Source organism: Pseudarthrobacter chlorophenolicus (genome assembly GCF_000962805.1).
Classification (GTDB): domain Bacteria; phylum Actinomycetota; class Actinomycetes; order Actinomycetales; family Micrococcaceae; genus Arthrobacter; species Arthrobacter chlorophenolicus_A.
This window is the reverse complement of sequence record NZ_JZTW01000001.1, coordinates 199,772-217,035: the sequence shown is the minus strand read 5'-3', so window position 1 is coordinate 217,035 and position 17,264 is coordinate 199,772. Positions and strand designations below refer to the sequence as shown.

At 65.2% G+C, this 17,264-nt stretch carries 14 protein-coding genes; 1 reads left to right on the top strand and 13 read right to left on the bottom strand.

Annotated elements, in window-relative coordinates:
- Positions 1–34 precede the first annotated feature (34 nt).
- From UC32_RS00975 to UC32_RS00945, 7 genes are all read right to left on the bottom strand, one after another.
- Entirely contained in the window at positions 35–1,387 is a 1,353-nt protein-coding gene (locus UC32_RS00975; protein ID WP_045729426.1) for a NosD domain-containing protein, read from the bottom strand.
- A gap of 23 nt (positions 1,388–1,410) precedes the next feature.
- The gene (locus tag UC32_RS00970; RefSeq protein ID WP_045729425.1) at positions 1,411–2,361 is read right to left on the bottom strand and encodes a carbohydrate kinase family protein; all 951 of its coding nucleotides are present in this window, start codon (positions 2,359–2,361) and stop codon (positions 1,411–1,413) included.
- 31 nt (positions 2,362–2,392) lie between these two features.
- The gene (locus UC32_RS00965; protein WP_045729424.1) at positions 2,393–3,973 is read right to left on the bottom strand and encodes a glycoside hydrolase family 32 protein; all 1,581 of its coding nucleotides are present in this window, start codon (positions 3,971–3,973) and stop codon (positions 2,393–2,395) included.
- Between the two features lie 38 nt (positions 3,974–4,011).
- Entirely contained in the window at positions 4,012–5,064 is a 1,053-nt protein-coding gene (locus UC32_RS00960) for a LacI family DNA-binding transcriptional regulator (protein WP_045729423.1), read from the bottom strand.
- Positions 5,065–5,095: 31 nt separating this feature from the next.
- Complete coding sequence (locus tag UC32_RS00955) at positions 5,096–6,046, bottom strand: carbohydrate ABC transporter permease (RefSeq protein WP_045729422.1); 951 nt, start codon at positions 6,044–6,046, stop codon at positions 5,096–5,098.
- Positions 6,046–6,933, bottom strand: a complete 888-nt coding sequence (locus UC32_RS00950; RefSeq protein WP_045729421.1) for a carbohydrate ABC transporter permease — start codon at positions 6,931–6,933, stop codon at positions 6,046–6,048. Before UC32_RS00950 ends, UC32_RS00955 begins: the two co-directional genes overlap by 1 nt.
- Positions 6,934–6,999: 66 nt before the next feature.
- Positions 7,000–8,277 carry an ABC transporter substrate-binding protein gene (locus UC32_RS00945; RefSeq protein ID WP_045729420.1) on the bottom strand — a complete coding sequence of 426 codons (1,278 nt, stop codon included), beginning with the start codon at positions 8,275–8,277 and terminating at the stop codon, positions 7,000–7,002.
- 274 nt (positions 8,278–8,551) lie between these two features.
- On the opposite strand from UC32_RS00945, the gene UC32_RS00940 reads away from it, so the two are divergent.
- Positions 8,552–9,886 (top strand): NosD domain-containing protein, encoded by a 1,335-nt coding sequence (locus tag UC32_RS00940; RefSeq protein ID WP_052690492.1) that lies wholly within the window; start codon positions 8,552–8,554, stop codon positions 9,884–9,886.
- 204 nt (positions 9,887–10,090) lie between these two features.
- On the opposite strand, the gene UC32_RS00935 is transcribed toward UC32_RS00940, so the two are convergent.
- From UC32_RS00935 to galU, 6 genes are all read right to left on the bottom strand, one after another.
- Entirely contained in the window at positions 10,091–11,668 is a 1,578-nt protein-coding gene (locus UC32_RS00935; RefSeq protein WP_045729419.1) for a dihydrolipoamide acetyltransferase family protein, read from the bottom strand.
- A 5-nt stretch (positions 11,669–11,673) separates the two neighbouring features.
- On the bottom strand, positions 11,674–12,786 hold the full coding sequence (locus tag UC32_RS00930) for an alpha-ketoacid dehydrogenase subunit beta (RefSeq protein ID WP_045729418.1): 1,113 nt from the start codon (positions 12,784–12,786) through the stop codon (positions 11,674–11,676).
- Entirely contained in the window at positions 12,783–14,012 is a 1,230-nt protein-coding gene (locus UC32_RS00925) for a thiamine pyrophosphate-dependent dehydrogenase E1 component subunit alpha (RefSeq protein ID WP_045729417.1), read from the bottom strand. The genes UC32_RS00930 and UC32_RS00925 overlap by 4 nt, the downstream gene beginning before the upstream one ends.
- 642 nt (positions 14,013–14,654) lie before the next feature.
- A complete protein-coding gene (locus UC32_RS21140) occupies positions 14,655–14,942 on the bottom strand; it encodes a S1 family peptidase (protein ID WP_082071847.1) in 288 nt (95 codons plus the stop codon).
- A 3-nt stretch (positions 14,943–14,945) separates the two neighbouring features.
- Positions 14,946–15,779 carry a response regulator transcription factor gene (locus UC32_RS00915; protein ID WP_045729415.1) on the bottom strand — a complete coding sequence of 278 codons (834 nt, stop codon included), beginning with the start codon at positions 15,777–15,779 and terminating at the stop codon, positions 14,946–14,948.
- Between the two features lie 173 nt (positions 15,780–15,952).
- Entirely contained in the window at positions 15,953–16,843 is an 891-nt protein-coding gene (galU, locus tag UC32_RS00910) for a UTP--glucose-1-phosphate uridylyltransferase GalU (RefSeq protein ID WP_045729414.1), read from the bottom strand.
- Between the last annotated feature and the right edge of the window lie 421 nt (positions 16,844–17,264).

Here is a 17,264-nt window from a genome sequence, read left to right as displayed (position 1 = left end):
TCTGATGCCGCCCGCGCCACCGGGCATGTGTCTCCTAGAAACCTACCGTGGGTGTGGCCCTGATGGCGTTGACTGCCCTGTCCGCAACCACCTGGGTGTCGCTTCCGGAGTCCAGGATGGTGTTGCTGGCTGACCCTGGATCCACCAGGACGGCGGTCACGGCGAGATCCGCGGCCTCGGTTGCCAGCAGTGCGTCCACCTGGGCTTCGAAGCAGGAGTCACTCGACGCAGAGTCCACATCCATCGCCACCACATGGTTGGTGGAGACGAAGTTTCCGGTGCCTTCCTTCAGCCGGATGATCACCGGCGTGGCGCCCTCAGGCCGGATTTCGTTCGCGTCCACCACCTCCGAGAAGTGGTTCCCGATGACCGAATTGTTGTTGCCGCTGATGCTCAGCAGCCCGGTGAGGTCATCCAGCCCGTTGTCCACGCCGAAAAACGGCGTCCAGGGCTCGTGGTCGCGGAGGAAGTGGTTGGTGGCCACGAGGTTCTCCGAGCTGTTCTCCTCCAACCGCACCATCCCGGGGTAGAACGCATGCAGCCGGTTGTTGGTGACGCTGGACCGTGTGACCCCCTTGAAGTGGACGCTGCTGGCGCCGCGCGGGAAGACATTGTTCGCGGTGACCAAGAGTCCGCCGTGGTTTTCGGCATAGATGGAGTGCCCGCGGGGGCCTGCCCCCACCAGGTTGTCGGTGATCTTTGAGGCCTGCCCCCAGCCGCGCAGCTCGATGCAGCTGCCGCACTCGGCGATGAAGTTGTGGTGGATGGACAGCGCATCCGCTTTGTGGATGGTCAGTGCATTCTCCAGGTAGACGAAACCCATGTCCGCAACGCGGAAGGAATCGTTGGCGCTGGCCACGTGGATGCCGGTCTTCCCGTTGGCGTAGGTGTTCTCCGGGTGCCTGCCGGAACCGTCGGCCGTGAAGTGCAGCCCGTCGATGCAGAAGTTGGAAAACTCCACCGAGCTGATCCGGGGGCTGCCCTCCCGCGCCACGAGGAACGCCGCGCCGGCGGACTCCTCCCCGGCGGCGGCATGCTCGCCACCGGCGGCTGGAAGGTCCACAATGACGCGGCTCCCGCCGGGCCACAGTTCGTGCAGGTCCGGCCATTCCTCCTCCGGGACGTTGAAGCGGATGCTGGAGGACGTGAACCCGTGCCCCGAGCCTTCGATCCGCAGGAAGCTGATGTCGATCAGCACCTGGGTGCGGAGGTGGTAGTCCCCCGGCGGAAGGTAGATCACCGCGCCGGGCTTCCCGCCGTGTTCCACGTCGGCGGCGGTCTGCCGGCCTTTGATATCGGCGATGATGCTGTTGATGACTTCGCCGATGTCCTTGGCCGGGTTGCCCACGGGCCATTCCGTTACGTCGTAGCGGTTGTTGCTTGGCATTGGTTCTTCCTTGGTGTGGTTGCTCAGCGGGCTGCCGGTTCGTGCTCCGGGAGGTCTGCCCGGAGTTCTTCCAGTGTGGGCGGATGGGCGCCGGGCCGCCGGACGGTGATGGCTGCGGCCTTGGCTGCCATCCGCCCCAGTGCCTCCAGCACCGATGGTGCCAGCCCGTCGGCTCCGCGCATCAACAGCCCGTAGATCAGGGCGGACATGTAGGAATCGCCGGCGCCGATGGTGTCCGCCACAACGGACTTGAGGGAAGGCACGGCCACCTGTGCGTCACGGGTGGTGAGCAGGGAACCATCCGCTCCCCTGGTGATGGCCACCAGGGCCGGCCCCAGCCAGAGGATCCGCCGGGAAACTTCGTCCAGGGTCAGCCGGGGGTAGAGCCACCGCGCGTCCTCGTCGCTGAGTTTCACCACCTCGGTGAACGGCAGGAGCTCTTCGAAGATGGCTACAGCCTCAAAGTGGCTGCCCAGCAGGGACGGCCTGACGTTGGGATCGTATGTGACCATGCAGCGCCGGTGCGACTGCTCCAGCAGCTCGCGCACCACGGAGGCGCCGGGTTCCAGGAAGGTGGCTATGGAGCCGGTATGCAGGATCTTCGGGAGGGCCGCCGGGGCAGTCCGGGACAGGTCCCAGCGGATGTCAAAGTCGTACCGGGCCGAGCCGTCCGAGGCCAGGACAGCGGTGGCCGTGGCCGTTGTGCCTGTCCCCCGGGATCCCGGCAGGAGCCGGACACCCGCGCTGTGGAGATGCTGTTCGATGGCGGCGCCGTGGGGGTCGCTGCCGATCGAGGTCATCAGGCCGGTACCCACTCCGAGCCTTCCGAGCCCGTAGGCGACGTTCGCGGGCGATCCGCCGGGGTGCTCTTCGGTGCCGCGGGGTGAGACGACGATGTCCACGAGGGCTTCGCCGACCACCACCACGTCAAGGTGCTCCGTGGCGTCGTCGCCTGTGTACTGGTCTGCTGGCATGGTGGCCTTCCTGTAGGTGTTGAGGGACGGTTTAGCTGAGCGCGGTGACGGTCAGCGTCCGGATGCTTGCCGGGCCGCCGGTGGCCGTCAGCCGGTTCCGCGTCTGGCCGGCGAGTGGGAAAACGAGGTCGGTGAGGACCACCTGGCCGTCCTGCGCGAACACCTCCACCGAGCAATGGTCGACGACGATGCGCAGCTTGAGCACGCCGTCCGCCAGGTTGAGCGGGGCTGCTTCCGCCGACGGGAACTTTGCGTGGAAATTGGTGTTGCCCGACTGCCGGCGGTCCAGGACCAGCTCTGCGCTGGCCGGGTGGTAGCTCAGCACCGTTCCCGCGCTGCCGTCCTCGTTTTCGAGCAGGTGGAAGGACACCTGCCCTGCGGTTCCGGGGAGGATTTCGGCGTCGATGACCTGGGCTGCGCCGGGGACGGCATCCGGCAACCGGAAGGCAGCGTCCGCCAGGTCAAAGGTGCCGGAACGGACGCATTCGCCGGTGCCGGGCAGGCTGGTTCCGGAGCTGCCGCCGCCCAGTACGGGTTCTTGGACCAGGCGGGCGGAGCCGCCATCCGCTGTGAGCCGCAGCTCGCGCGCCAGGGTCATCGAGGAGCGCCAGGGGGCAGTGGGCAGCTGGTTGGCGTAGTCCCAGTTGTTCATCCAGCCGATGATGATGCGCCGGCCGTCCGGGACGTTGCTGAAGGATACGGACGCGTAGCAGTCCCTCCCCCAGTCCAGCCAGAGGCAGCACCGGAGTGCCGCCGTCGCCCCGGCTGCGTCACCCAGCGCGCTGATCCCGGCCGGCGCAGCAAGCGAGGACTCGTCCGCAACGAAACTGGCACCGTCGAAATGGCCCACGAAGTACTGGCCGCCGGAACCACCAGCCACGGCCCCGGGGTTGACGTTGACAATCAGCACCCACTTGGTGTTGCCCGGGTCCCCGTCAACGGCGAGCGGAAAGAGGTCCGGGCACTCCCACTCACCGGCGTCGGCGTTCGCGGGGCCGAAGTCGCTGAGATAGTCCCAAACTTTGAGGTCCTCGGAGCGGTACAGGACCACTTTCTGGTGCTGCGCTTCAACAGCGGCCATAACCCAGTAAGCGCCGTTCTCCCCTTGGTAACGGAAGACTTTTGGGTCGCGGAAGTGCGCGGAGTTCCTGCTGAGGACAGGGTTTCCCCCGAATTTGCTCCAGCTCATGCCGCCGTCCGTGCTGAAGGCCAGGGACTGCGCCTGCGTGCCGCCGTGCTCGGATCCGGCCTTGAACGCGCTGGTGTAGATAGCCACCAGGGCCGGTGATTCGGCCGTGCCGAGGCCGGAGGTGTTGCCGTGGTCCACCACCACGCTCCCGGAAAAGATGTCTTCCGTCTCGTCGCAGGCGATGGCCACGGGGTGTTCGGTCCAGTGCAGCAGGTCGCGGGAGGTGGCGTGGCCCCAGGACATGTTGCCCCAGACGTTGCCGAACGGGTTGTTCTGGTAGAAGAGGTGGTACTGACCGCCGTAGTACACCAGGCCGTTGGGATCGTTCAGCCAGGTGTCCCGTGCCGTGTAGTGCAGGGCAGGCCTCCACCCGGTGGTGGCGGGGGCGGTTTCGGGGAGTGCGGCTTCAACGCTGCTGGACATGTAAGGCGTTCCTCTGGGGACGTGGAAGGTACTGGCTGCTAGGTCCGTGGGGCCGCGATGGAGTCGCGGCGTACCAGGGGGCAGCCCAGGATGGTCGGGTGGAGTGCCATGAGGGCCAGGTCGGTTTTGCCCTCGACGGCGTCAATCAGGTGTTCGGTGGCCCAGGCGCCCATCTCGTAGTGCGGCAGGGCCACGGTGGTCAGGCCCGGGTGGATGTTCGCGGCAAGGAGTTCCTGGTTGTCGAAGCCGGCCACGGACAGGTCCTCCGGGATCCGGAGCCCCAGCTCTGCGGCGGCGCGGTAGGCACCGATCGCCATGCGGTCGTTGTAGCAGAACAGGGCCGTGGGCGCCTCCGCGCGGTCGTCGCGTGCAAGGATCCGGAGGGCTGCCTCGTAGCCGCCCTGCACCTCGGAGACCGCAGACTCGACGGGTGCCGCGCCGCCGTCGAGCCCTGCATCCGACAGGGTGGCCCGGAAGGCGCGGAGCCGCTGGTGGGTTGCGGGGACGTCGTCCGTGTTGTTGATGAAGCCAACCCGGGTGTGCCCGGCTTCGAGGAGCGCGGCCACGGCTGCGCGTGCGCCGCCCTCTTCGTCCGGGATGACGGCCGTGATGTCGCCTCCGGCCGCCACGGAGTCCACCAGGACGGAGGGCACGCTGCCGAGGTTGGCCGGCAGCTCCACGTTGCGGTGGTACATGGTGGCGTAGAGGATGCCGTCCACCCGGCGTTCCAGGAGGGCCTCGACGTCGGCCTGCCGGGATTCCAGGCTGGCCGACGCTGACGTGTTGATGATCATGAGGTTGTAGCCGCGGGCCTTGGCGGCCTCGTCAGCGCCCAGGATGATGCGGCCGGCGTGGGGCGTGGTGGCGATGTCCTCGCTCACCAGCCCCAGCATGCCCGTCCGCTGGGTGCGCAGGGCCCGGGCCAGGCGGTTGGGACCGTAGCCCAGTTGCTCGGCAGCGGACCTGACCCTGTCCTTGGTTGCGGGGCTGACCCGGGCGTGGGAAACCTCGTTGAGGACGTGCGAAACAGTGGTCACGGACACGCCGGCGGCCACCGCCACGTCCTTGATCCCGATGTTCCTGTTGCTCATCTCGCGCGTCCTTCTGGTTGGTTGGTGGTGCTCAGCCCTTGACGGCGCCGAGCGTCATGCCGGCCACGATCTTGCGCTGCAGGAGCAGCGTCAGGAGGATGACCGGGATGGAGTAGACGGCCGCCAGTGCGGTCATGGAACCCCAGTCCAGGCCGAACTGGGTCTGGAAGTTGGCGATCACCACGGGGGTGGTCTGCGAGCGGATGGCCGTCATCAGGAGGGCGAAGAGGAACTCGTTCCAGGAGGCCAGGAAGGCGAAGATCGCGGTCACGGCGATGCCGCCGGACACTACAGGGATCACCACCCGCCAGAGCGCGCCGAGCCTGCTGCATCCGTCCACGGTGGCCGCCTCCTCCAGGTCCTGCGGGACGGCCTCGAAGAAGCTGGACATCAGCCAGATGGAAAGCGGCAGCGAGATGGTGGTGTGCGCGATGGACAGGGCGATGGGGGTATCGGAGAGGCCCAGCGTCCCCATCATGGAGGCCAGCGGGATGCCGATGGCCACCGGCGGCACCATGCGCGTCACCAGCGCGGCCATGATGAAGATCCGGCCGCTGAGGGTTTTGTACCGGGTGATCCCGTAGGCCGCGGGGACGGCCAGGGCCAGGGACAGGACGGTGCTGATGATGGCTGTCTGGACGCTGTTGATGAACGAGGCCAGGACCCCGCTGCGGCCCAGGGCGTTGGTGTAGTTCTCCAGCGTCCATTCCCTGGGGAGGATGGTGGGCGGCACCGCGATGGTGTCGATGGGCGTCTTGAAGGACGTGAACAGCAGGTACAGGAACGGGAACCCGTAGAGCACCATGGCCGCTGCCAGCAGGACCCACAGCAGGGTCCGGGTGCTGCGCCGGCCCGCTTCCAGGCCTTCGCGGTTGACGCCGCGGCGCTTGCGGGGACGGACGACGGCGGGTGCTGCGGAAGGTGCCCCAGCCGCCCGGGCCGGGGTGCCGGCGTCGTGCTTCATGCGTTCGGCGACGCGCATCAGTTGTCCTTTCCTGGCCGCCAGATGGTGGCCACCGCGAAGAACGCGACGGCGAGCATCGCCAGCAGGTAGATGGTGCCCATGGCGCTGGCCAGCCCGGGATCGCCGAAGCGGATCATGGTGCGGTAAATCAGCAGGCTCATGGTTTCCGAGGCGGACTGCGGGCCGCCGTTGGTTTGGATGAGGATGGTGTCGAAGGCTCGGGCAGCGTCGATGCCGCGGACCACCAGGGCCACGGCAATGACGGGGCGCAGCAGCGGCAGGATGATCCGGAAAAGCAGGTCCGGGGCCCGTGCGCCGTCCAGCCGGGCGGCTTCGATGAGGTCGCCCGGGATGTTCTGCAGCCCGGCGAACAGCACCAGGCACATGAAGGAGGTGGTGAGCCAGATGTCCGGGATCGCCACCGAGAACAGCACGATGTTGGGGTCCGAGAGCCAGCCGATCTGGTTGGGGTCGGACAGGATGCCTGCCTGGTGCAGGAGGGTCCCGATGAGGCCGAAGTTGTCGATCATCAGGAACTTCCACAGCAGGCCGGCCACGATGGGGGCGATCATCAGCGGGTACATGAATACGGTCCGCCAGATCTGGGAGCTCTTGCCCAGCATGGTGAACAGCAGTGCCATGCCCAGGCCGAGGGCGAACTCGAGGGTTACCACCACCAGGGTGTAGGCCAGGGTCCGCCAGCCGGCGCCGGTGAAGGCCTCGGAGGCGAAGGCGCGGACGTAGTTATCCAGGCCCACGAAGTCGCGGGGGCCGCCGGCGATCGGCGAGATTTTGTAGAAGCTGTCCGCCACCAGGCGGAACAGGGGAAAGGCTACGAATATTGCCAGGAACAGCGCCGCTGGCGCCATCAGGAACAGGGCGAAGCGGCGATCGGAGATGCGCACGGGTTTCTCTTCCGCTGGTTGGGGCCGCGGCCGGCACCGGTGAGTCAGGTGCCGGCCGCGGTGGTCTTACTTGAGGAGGTCCTCGATCTGCTTCTTGGCATCGGCGAGGAGGGTGGCGGAGTCACCGCCGGCCACGGCATTCTGCAGCATGGGGATCAGGACGGTGTCCACAATCTGCTGCCACTTTTCGGTGGCGGGGCGGGTGGCCGTGGCCTTGCCGTTGAGGGTTTCGATCAGCGGCTTGAAGCTTTCGTAGCCGGGCTGGTCCTGGTACTTCTCGAAGGCGGAGATGCGGGCGGCCAGGCCCAGGCTGGATTCGATGCCCGTGCTGTTGTAGTCATAGGCGCACTTGACGAACTTCTTGGCGGCCTCGGCGTTCTTGGTGGCCTTCGGCACGGTGAGGTACCAGGGGCCGGGTACCCCGCCGACACCGGCGGACCCGGCGATCATGGGGGCGGCGCCCACCTTGCCGGCCACTGCGGCGTCCTTGGGGATCTGGCGGTAGGCGTGGGCCCAGAAGCGGGTCATGGCCGTTTTGCCCTGGTTGAACAGGTTCTGCGCCGCGGCCCAGTCCACCTGGGCTGCGCCGGACGGGGCGTCCTTGGCCAGGCCCACATAGAAGTCCAGGGCTTCCTTGTGGGCGGCGTTGTCGATGACCACCTTGTCCCCGTCCAGGACCATGGGTGAGCCGGCCTGCAGGACGTGGGCCAGCCACTCGGTTTCCACTGCGCCCTTGACATCCGTGCCGAACATGCCGTCCTTGGTGAAGAACTCGGAGATGTCCTGGTACTGCTTCCACGTGGTGGGGGCGGCCAGGGCGTAGCCGTACTTGGCCTGGAAGTCCGCCTTGTTCTTGGCGTCCTCGAACAGGTCCTTGCGGTAGAGGATGATTTCGGCGTTGGTCCACGCCGGCATGCCGATGAAGTGGCCGTCCACGTTGGCTTCCTTGACCAGGGCCGGGAAGATGTCCTTCTTGGCCTCATCAGTGAAGAGCTCGTCGATCGGCTGGACGGCGTCCTTGAAGCTGGGCAGCCAGACCGAGTCCAGGGCTGCGACGTCGAAGGAGACGTTGCCGGAGGAGAATTCGCTGGAGAGCCGGTTGAACATGCCGTCGTAGGGCAGTTCGACGAAGTTGGCGGTGACGCCGGTTTCGGCCTTGCACTGTTCGGCGACGCCGGTCAGTTCGGCGTGGCCGCCGGCTTCCACCAGGACGTTGACGGTGTTGGTGCCGGCGCTTCCCGACGTGTTCGCCGGGCCCCCTGCGCCGCACGCTGAGGCTGCCAGTGCGACGGCGGTGCAGATGCCGCCAACGGCGATCCTGCTGATGAATGTACGAGTGGACATCTCTGTCGACTCACTTTCTCTCGAACGGAAGTGGTGAGAATGATCTGGGGTGCAAAATCGTTTTGCCAAAACGACTTGGCATTCACCATAGGCCTGGCCGTATTGGAGTGTCAAGAGTCACTGTCGTGCCAAAAAACCGGGTGAAATTTTGGCGTTGACAGCGGCCATTGCGCCCTCCTAGCCTCGGTACGTCCGACGTCACAAAACGTTTTGGCACTTTCCCTGCCACAGACCCGGACACCTACCCATCCAACGGCTCATTGAGGAGACACGAGTGACCAACAAGAGTGCGGAAACCACTGACCCGGGCCGACGCAGGCTCCTGGGAGCCGGCGCTGTTGCCGCCCTTGCCGGGGCTCTAACCCTGGGCACCACAGGACCTGCGCAGGCGGCGGACAAGGCACAGGAATCGAACATCTACGATGTCACCTCCTGGAAAATCAAAGGCCGGCCCGCGGTGACGGCACAGGCGGATATCGGCGCGGTGATCAACGACATCATCGCGGACATCAAAAAGCGCCAGGCCACAGCGGACACCAGGCCGGGGGCCGTCATCACCATCCCTCCGGGCGACTACGACCTTCGAACCCAGGTGGTGGTGGACATCAGCTACCTGACCATTGCCGGCTTCGGCCACGGGTTCTTCTCCCGGAGCATCACGGACAATGCGGACACGTCCGGCTGGTTGGACCTGCAGCCGGGCGGCAGCCACATCCGTGTGCTTACTGGGCCAACAGCTCCGCAGGCCTTCCTGGTGCGGCGGGACGGAAGCCCCCGCCTGTCCGGGGTTGTCTTCCGCGATTTCTGCCTTGACGGTGTGGAGTTCCCGCCGGATGGCAACAGTTACCGCAACGGCAGGACAGGCATCGAAGTCGCATCGGACAACGATTCCTTCCACATCACGGGCATGGGCTTTGTGTATCTGGAACACGCGCTGATAGTCCGCGGCGCCGATGCCCTGCGTGTACACGACAACATGATCGCCGAGTGCGGCAACTGCGTCGAACTCACCGGCGCGGGACAGGCCACCATCGTCAGTGACAATCTCATGGGTGCCGGACCGGACGGGGTCACCCTCCTGGCGGAGAACCACGAGGGCCTCCTGGTTACCGGCAACAACCTGTTCCCCCGGGGCAGGAGCCTGGTGGAAATGACCGGCTGCAACAGATGCTCGGTGACGTCGAACAGGTTCCAGGGCTTCTTCCCCGGGATGATGCGGCTCGTCAACAACTGCAAGGAAAACCTGGTCACCGGCAACCATTTCCGGCGGGGCATGGAGGGCTTCCCGCCGTTCATTGGAAAATCCAACGGTCTGGACGATCTGTACGGAGTGGTCAGCATTGCAGGCGACAACAACCTCTTCTCCAACAACCTCATCGCTTACGACGTTGCCCCGGACAGGATTGTGCCGGCAGGCGCCCGGCCCACCATGGTCCTCATCGCCGGCGGCGACAGCAATGTCGTAGCCACGAATCATGTGGTGAGCAGCGTCGAGGCGCAGAACGTCGTCCTGGACGCTTCCACCGTCCGCTCGAAGGTGCTCGACAGCGGTCCTGCTTCAAGGGTCACGTCCTACAGTGCCGATAGCGCTGTCCGCCCAACCCCTTAGTTGCTGAACTGCGTTCCCCGACGCGCACATCCGTTTTCGACCCGCATAGTTGATGGCGCTACCCGGATCTGGGTAGCGCCATCTTTTTGGAGCGTCGGAATCGAATATCAGCGTCGGGAATCCGCCGGTGGTTGAGCCTGTCGGAACCCCGGATTTCGACAAGCTCAATCACCGGTCGACGAGCTCAACCACCGGATGGTCCCGTTAGATGTCGGCGAGGAGGCTCTGCGGGTTTTCGATCGCATCGGCTACGAAGCGGAGGAAGCCGGCCGCAGTGCCGCCGTCGCAGACCCGGTGGTCAAAGGTCAGGGTCAGCTCGGTGACCTTGCGGACCGCCAGCTCTCCGTTGACCACCCACGGCTTGTCGATGATCCGGCCCACGCCCAGGATGCCAACCTCCGGGTGGTTGATGATCGCCGCGGAACCGTCCACGCCGAACACACCGTAGTTGTTGAGCGTGAAGGTGCCGCCGCCCAGTTCCGCCGGGGTCGCCTTGCCCTGGCGTGCGACGTCGGTCAGCCGGCGGATCTCTGCGTCCAGTTCTCGGGCACTCAGCTTTTCGGCGCCGCGGACGGACGGGACCACCAGGCCCCGGTCGGTCTGCGCGGCGAAGCCCAGGTTGATCCCGTCGAACCCGACGATCTCCTGCGACCCGTCTTCAGCAGTCTCGATCCGGGTGTTCAGCTCCGGGTACTTTTTTAGCCCGGCTGTGACAAAACGGGCGATGAACGCGAGCAGGCCCGGAACTTCGGCCCCGCTGGCCTTCATACCGGCACGGAGTTCCAGCAGTCCGGTGGCGTCCACGTCCACCCACACCGTTGCCTCAGGGATCTCCGCCCTGCTGCGGGACATGTTCGCCGCCACAGCTTTGCGGACACCACGGACCGGGGTGCGCGACGAAATAGCGAGGCCGGTGCGGGCGTCCCTATCCTCCGGTGATCGAGCCTGTCGAGATCCAGGAATCTCAGGCTCAGCCACAGGGGTTTGGACAGGCTCAACCAACGACTCAGACTCAACCACCGGTGGGGCCACGCCCGCAGGGTTCCCTGGCCGAGCTTGCGAGGTTAGGGAGCGGGTGGGGAGGATGGCTGCCTCGACGTCACGGCGCATGATCAAGCCGCTGTCACCGGAACCGGAGATGTCACCGAGATCCACACCGTGCTCCTTCGCCATCCGACGGACCAGCGGCGAAATGACGGCACCCAGTTTTCCGGGAACGCGGGTCCGCAGCAGGGTGAGCTCGTCCTCCTTGGACAGTTTGGTTTCGACAGGCTCAACCACCGAGACAGAAGACTTGCGGGCGCGGGTGCGCCGCGCCTGGCCATGCCCGCCGGGGGTACCGTACCCGATCAGCACATTCCCGGACCCAGCTTTCTCCTCTTCCCGGTAGGTCTCGGCTGCCGCCTCGGACGCAGCCGCCGCAGATGATGCCGCCCCGGGAGTGGCATCGGGCCTTCCTGAGCCGGCAGCATCGTCCGCAGGACGAATGCTGTCCGGCGAAGGGGCGGGGGCGGCATCATCCGCGGCGGCACCAACAGAGATGGGCGTCACCGAGATCAGCGGCTTCCCCACGTCCAGGGTCTCCCCCGGCTTCCCGTGCAGCTCGGCCACGATGCCGGCGTAGGGGGAAGGCACCTCGACGGCGGACTTGGCGGTCTCCACCTCGGCGATGGGCTGGTCCACCTCGATCGAATCGCCCACGGCAACATGCCAGGACACCAGTTCGGCTTCGGTCAGTCCTTCGCCCAGGTCCGGCAGCAGGAACACACGCGTTTCGCTCATATAAATCAGTCCTCCCACTGCAGGTCGTCAACGGCGTCGAGGATGCGGTCCACGCCGGGCAGGTAATACTTCTCGAGTTTCGGCGCCGGGTACGGGACGTCGAACCCGGTGACGCGGCGGATCGGTGCGGCCAGGTGGTGGAAGCAGCGCTCCTGCACGCGGGCCACGATCTCGGAGGACACGGACGCGAACCCGTGGGCCTCGGCGATGACTACGGCACGGCCAGTTTTGCGAACCGACGCAGCAACTGTTTCATCGTCGAACGGCACGATGGTCCGCACGTCGATCACCTCCAGCGAGCGCCCTTCCAGCGCAGCGGCCTCGGCGGCGGCCAAAGCAGTAGGCACGGACGGACCGTACGCGATCAGCGTCGCGTCGGTGCCGGGACGCGCGACGGCGGCCCTCCCCTCCGAGCCTTCTCCCGCCGTCGTGCCTTCCTCATGAAGGCGCCGCAGCTCGCCGAGGTCCACGGAGTCCTTGGTCCAGTACATCTTCTTCGGTTCCATGAAGACCACGGGATCGTCCGAGTCGATCGCTTCGCGGAGCATCCGGTACCCGTCGGCCACGGTGGCGGGCGTGTAGACCTTCAGGCCGGCAGTGTGGGCATAGTAGGCCTCGGAGGAATCGCAGTGGTGTTCCACTCCCCCAATGCCGCCGCCGTAGGGAATACGGATGACCAGCGGCAGCTTCACGGCGCCGCGGGTGCGGTTGTGCATCTTGGCCACGTGGCTGACGATCTGCTCAAAGGCAGGGTAGGCGAAGGCATCGAACTGCATCTCGATGACCGGGCGCATGCCGTTGATGGCCATGCCCACGGCCATGCCCACGATGCCGGACTCGGCCAGCGGAGTGTCGAAGCAGCGCTGCTCGCCGAAGGTGGCGGTGAGTCCGTCGGTGATGCGGAAGACGCCGCCCAGGAGTCCGACATCCTCGCCGAACACCAGGACGGAGGAATCGGCGTGCATTGCGTCGGCCAGGGCTGTGTTGAGGGCCTTGGCCATGGTGACCGGCTGCGGGCCGGCAGCGTCAGCGGACGCCGCGGCGGAGGCTGCGGCCCGGGCGGTGGCGGCGGAAACGTTGCCGTTGGCCTCGGACGAGGTGGTGATGGTGGGGCTCACTTGCCGGCCTCCTTCGAGTCAGAATCGGATGCTGCGTCGCGGGCGAGTTCGTCGGCTAAAAACGCAGACTGTTCCTTCAGCTGCGGCGTCTGCACCGCGAACACGTGCCGGAAGAGTTCCTGCGGGTCCACGGGCACGTCCTCGCCGAGGCCTTCGCGCAGCTGCGCGGCAACCGCCTCAGCCTTCGCACGGATCCGGGCCTCGCCGTCGTCGTCCAAAATTCCTCGGCCGGTGAGGTAGGTGCGCATCCGGTTCACCGGGTCCTTGGCCCGCCACTCGGCAACCTCGGCGCTCTCCCGGTAGCGGGTGTCGTCGTCGGCGTTCGTATGGGCCTGCATGCGATAGGTGTTGGCTTCCACCAGCAGCGGGCCGGAGCCGTCCCTGCACAGGGCCACGGCACGGTCCAACACTGCGAGGAGCGCCACCACATCGTTGCCGTCAACCCGTTCGCCGGCCATGCCGTAGCCCACCGCCTTGTGAGCGAGCGACGGCGCCGCAGACTGGTGCGCCAGCGGCACCGAGATGGCGTACTTGTTGTTCTGGACGAAGAAGATGACGGGCAGGTGGAAGACGGCGGCAAAGTTCAGCGCCTCATGAAAATCGCCTTCGCTGGTGGCGCCGTCGCCGCACATGGCCAGCACCACGGTGTCCTCGCCGCGGAGCTTTGCGGCGTGCGCTACGCCGACGGCGTGCAGCAGCTGGGTGGTCAGCGGGGTGGACTGGATGCCCACCTTGTACTGGAGCGGATCGTAGCCGCCGTGCCAGTCGCCGCGGAAGATGGTCATCACCTGGACCGGGTCCACGCCGCGGGTCATCACGGCCACGGCGTCGCGGTACGTGGGGAACATCCAGTCCCCGTCACCCAGGCAGAGGGCGGCGGCCACCTGGCAGGCTTCCTGGCCGTGGCTGGAGGGGTAGACGGCCATGCGGCCCTGCCGCACCAGGGCGGAGTTCTGGTCATTGACGCGGCGGCCGACGACGAGTTGTTCGTATGCTTCGAGCAGTTCCTTGTCGCCGGGCACAGGGTATTCGTGGCCGGGCTGGGTGCCTTGCTCGCCTTCGGGCTTGAGCCTGCCCTCCGGATCCACCATCTGGATCTGGTGCCGGGCGGGGAGCATGTAGTCCTCCACCGTAATACCGAACTTCTTGACCGCCTCGGTGAGGGCGTTGTCCGGCCCGGTGTTACGGGCGGTATCCGGGGCCGTGTGGTTCGCGGAGATCGTCATTGGTCCGTCCTTCTGTTGCCACTATTCCTTCCAAGTATCGACCTGTGGCTGGTTTCGTATCCAGCACCTGCGGGAATCGTGGAGAAGATGCATCTGGAGCAGTGATCTGAGAGACGATCTGTAAATGTGAGCTGGCTTACGGGCCGGGTTGTGGACGAAATGGCGCCGGGCCTGAGCGCGGGTGGGGGTTCCACTGTTTCCAAAAGTTCTAGACGGGCAGCGGCACGTTGACAGCCTGCCCCTTCCTACCTCGCTTACGCTACGTGGAACGGCGACGTCGTCGAACAGCACAACCAACGCACCGTCGAGAAAGGACCTAGCGCAATGCAGTATGTAGTCCTGCAAGTAATCCTCAAGGAGAAGCTTTGGGGAACCGGATCCGGGAACCTCACTTCATTGGAGAGCACCATCAATGCTCAGGCAGCTAAGGGATACCGGCTTCACACCATAACCACGTCCAGCAGCGGCAGTAAGGGACTTGGCGGCGGTGACCGCATCCAGGCCACGATGGTATTCGAGAGCCTGACATAGCGTCCTGACCACAGCCATCACGAGCTGTATTCAAGCGTTCGGGAAGGCCTGCCCCAGGGTCCCCCAGTACGGCGGCAGTCTGCCCGCATCTCGCCCAGTACGGACACGCGCTCATTCGCAGGACGTTTTGTTGCTGAACTTGGACGGATCCCTGAGAACTTCATTGAGCGCTTCCACGGGAACGGCGACGAAGTCCCCGCCTCCACCCGCGTACGCAACGCCCACGATGCTTCCTGAAGAGTCGACGAGCGGACTGCCTGAGCTCCCGTGTTCAATCGGTGCGCTGTTGCACATCATTTGAAAGGGCGACGAATTGAACGGATCGGTCCCGTACCTCACCACTTTGCCCCTAGTGGTGGTGAGCTCGCCGCCAAGTGGGTATCCGACGGCTGTAACCAGCCGCTAGGGGGTCATGCGGTATCCCACACCATGCACCGTTTCGATCCACCGCGGCCTCCTGGTGGTCTCGCCGAGCCGCTTGCGGAGGTTGCTGACCTGCACCTCCACGGCGCGCTCCTCTTTCGCACTAACAAAAGACCCGGTGTGGTAGGGATCGTTGCGGAGCCGCCGGACCAGGTCCGCCTTGGTCTGGATGGTCCGCCCGTTTTCCATGAGGACCAGGAGGATGTCGAACTGGCTCCGCGTCAGGCTGACGGCAACACCGTCAACCGCAACCTGCCGGGTGCCCTCGTGAAGGGTCAGTCCACGGTGTGCAAAATCGATTTTGCCCGTGGGCTGGGCGGGATGCCCGAGATCACGCGCCCCCTCAGGAGCGGCCACCAAACCCAGGACCTCCGGAACGAGGGCGGCCCCGGGGCGAACCTGACGGGCCGCGGGAAGTTGCTGCCTGGCGGGAGGGACAATGATCCTCGGCCTGCGGAACATCGCCCTGACGCGTGCTTTAAGCTCGCGCGTCCGGAAGGGCTTAATGAGGTAGTCGTCGGCACCTGCCTCAAACCCCATGAGCGCGTCCGCTTCGTCCGCGCGCCTGCTGATGATGATCACGTACGCGTCGCTGAAGGTCCTGATGCGCCGGGAGACCTCTATGCCGTCAAAGTCGGGCAGGCCAATATCAACGGTGACGATGTCCGGTTTGTACTCAACAACCCTTGCAAGTCCTTCAGAGCCCGATGACGTCGGATGCACGGAAAAACCGGACTGCCTCAGAACCTCCGTCAACGATGCCCGGATAGCGCCATCATCCTCGATAACCACAGCAACGCCGCGCTCCCCCAAAATCCCCCCCCTATGTCATGGAGCCCCTGGCTAGGGTCTGATCAAACGCGTCCTTCCCTGCTGCCTTCGGCTGCCGCCTCAACATACAGGCAGGCAGGGGCTGAGCCCGCTGCCGGCCTTTCCATACGCATTCGGCGCCGCGCTTCCTGCGGATGGTTACTACTTTGGATGTCTCAGTTAATGAAATCCTTCATCCAGGCCTTCAGGTCCTCACCGAATTCCACCCGCTCTGATGCAAGGGTGATGACGGCCTTCAGGTAGCTGAGTTTGTCGCCGGTATCAAAGCGGCGGCCCTTAAACACCACACCGTAGACGCCGGAGCCTTCGCCTTCGCCGGCGGCCAGGGTCTGGAGCGCATCCGTCAGCTGGATTTCGTTGCCACGCCCAGGCGCGGTGTTCTCCAGCACCCCGAACACGGACGGGTGCAGCACGTATCGGCCGATGACGGCCAGGTTGGAGGGCGCATCGGCAACAGCCGGCTTCTCCACCAGGCTGTTCACCCGGACAAAGTCCTCACCCTCAACGGCCGTGATGTCCGCGCAGCCGTAGGCACTGATCTGCGACGGGTCCACCTCGATCAGGGCAATCACCGAGCCGCCGGTCTTTTGCTGCACCTCGATCATCGTGGTCAGCAGGTCCTCAGCCTCATCTATGAGGTCATCCCCGAGCAGCACGGCAAACGGCTCATCGCCTACGTGCTGCTTGGCGCACAGCACCGCATGGCCGAGGCCTTTGGCCTCCCCCTGGCGCACGTAGTGGATGGGACCCAGCTCAGAAGCGGCCTGGATGGACTGCAGCCGGTCCTTGTCGCCCTTCTGTTCCAGCAGGCGCTCCAGGCCGGGTGCGCGGTCGAAGTGGTCTTCGAGGGCGCGCTTGCTGCGGCCCGTAATCATCAGGACATCGTCCAGGCCGGATTTGATGGCCTCTTCCACCACGTACTGGATGGCCGGACGGTCAACCACCGGCAACATCTCCTTCGGCATCGCCTTGGTGGCGGGAAGGAAGCGAGTTCCCAATCCGGCAGCAGGAATGACGGCTTTGGTAACAGCTCTTCCGTTAGTCATGGGAGAACCCTATAAACGCATCCGGCAGGACGGCAAAGTCAAACAATGGCCTGAAAATGAACTACTTCACATTTAATCTCACTGCCGCCTCATGGCAACTACTAAAGTCGATAGATTTTTCCTTGTCAGGCGGCTTATCCCACCGCGGAGGCACCTTCCGCGCGCCGTCGAACCACACATTAAGAGATTTTAATCACGCCGAATAATATGGACGCGAATTCGGCCAGATTGATGCCATGCAGTACAGTCTGCGCGCGGCCGCGACTGCGCTGGAGCCCATCAAACCAGCCTGACCTGCGGCGATGTGGCTCTGACTGCGTTTTGCCAGCTCGCTGAGGAAATCCTGAGAAGTAGGCCGCACGTTTATCAATTCTTGAGCCGCTTGAGAGAAGAAGCTGAGAATTCACTGGTTTGCTGGGTA

Bases quoted from the DNA above. Each gene is read 5' to 3' on its own strand.
- UC32_RS00925 (WP_045729417.1), bottom strand. From the start codon at position 14,012: ATGACGATCTCCGCGAACCACACGGCCCCGGATACCGCCCGTAACACC.
- UC32_RS00960 (WP_045729423.1), bottom strand. From the start codon at position 5,064: ATGAGCAACAGGAACATCGGGATCAAGGACGTGGCGGTGGCCGCCGGC.
- UC32_RS00965 (WP_045729424.1), bottom strand. From the start codon at position 3,973: ATGTCCAGCAGCGTTGAAGCCGCACTCCCCGAAACCGCCCCCGCCACC.
- UC32_RS00955 (WP_045729422.1), bottom strand. From the start codon at position 6,046: ATGCGCGTCGCCGAACGCATGAAGCACGACGCCGGCACCCCGGCCCGG.
- UC32_RS00975 (WP_045729426.1), bottom strand. From the start codon at position 1,387: ATGCCAAGCAACAACCGCTACGACGTAACGGAATGGCCCGTGGGCAAC.
- UC32_RS00935 (WP_045729419.1), bottom strand. From the start codon at position 11,668: ATGAGCGAAACGCGTGTGTTCCTGCTGCCGGACCTGGGCGAAGGACTG.
- galU (WP_045729414.1), bottom strand. From the start codon at position 16,843: ATGACTAACGGAAGAGCTGTTACCAAAGCCGTCATTCCTGCTGCCGGA.
- UC32_RS00970 (WP_045729425.1), bottom strand. From the start codon at position 2,361: ATGCCAGCAGACCAGTACACAGGCGACGACGCCACGGAGCACCTTGAC.
- UC32_RS00945 (WP_045729420.1), bottom strand. From the start codon at position 8,277: ATGTCCACTCGTACATTCATCAGCAGGATCGCCGTTGGCGGCATCTGC.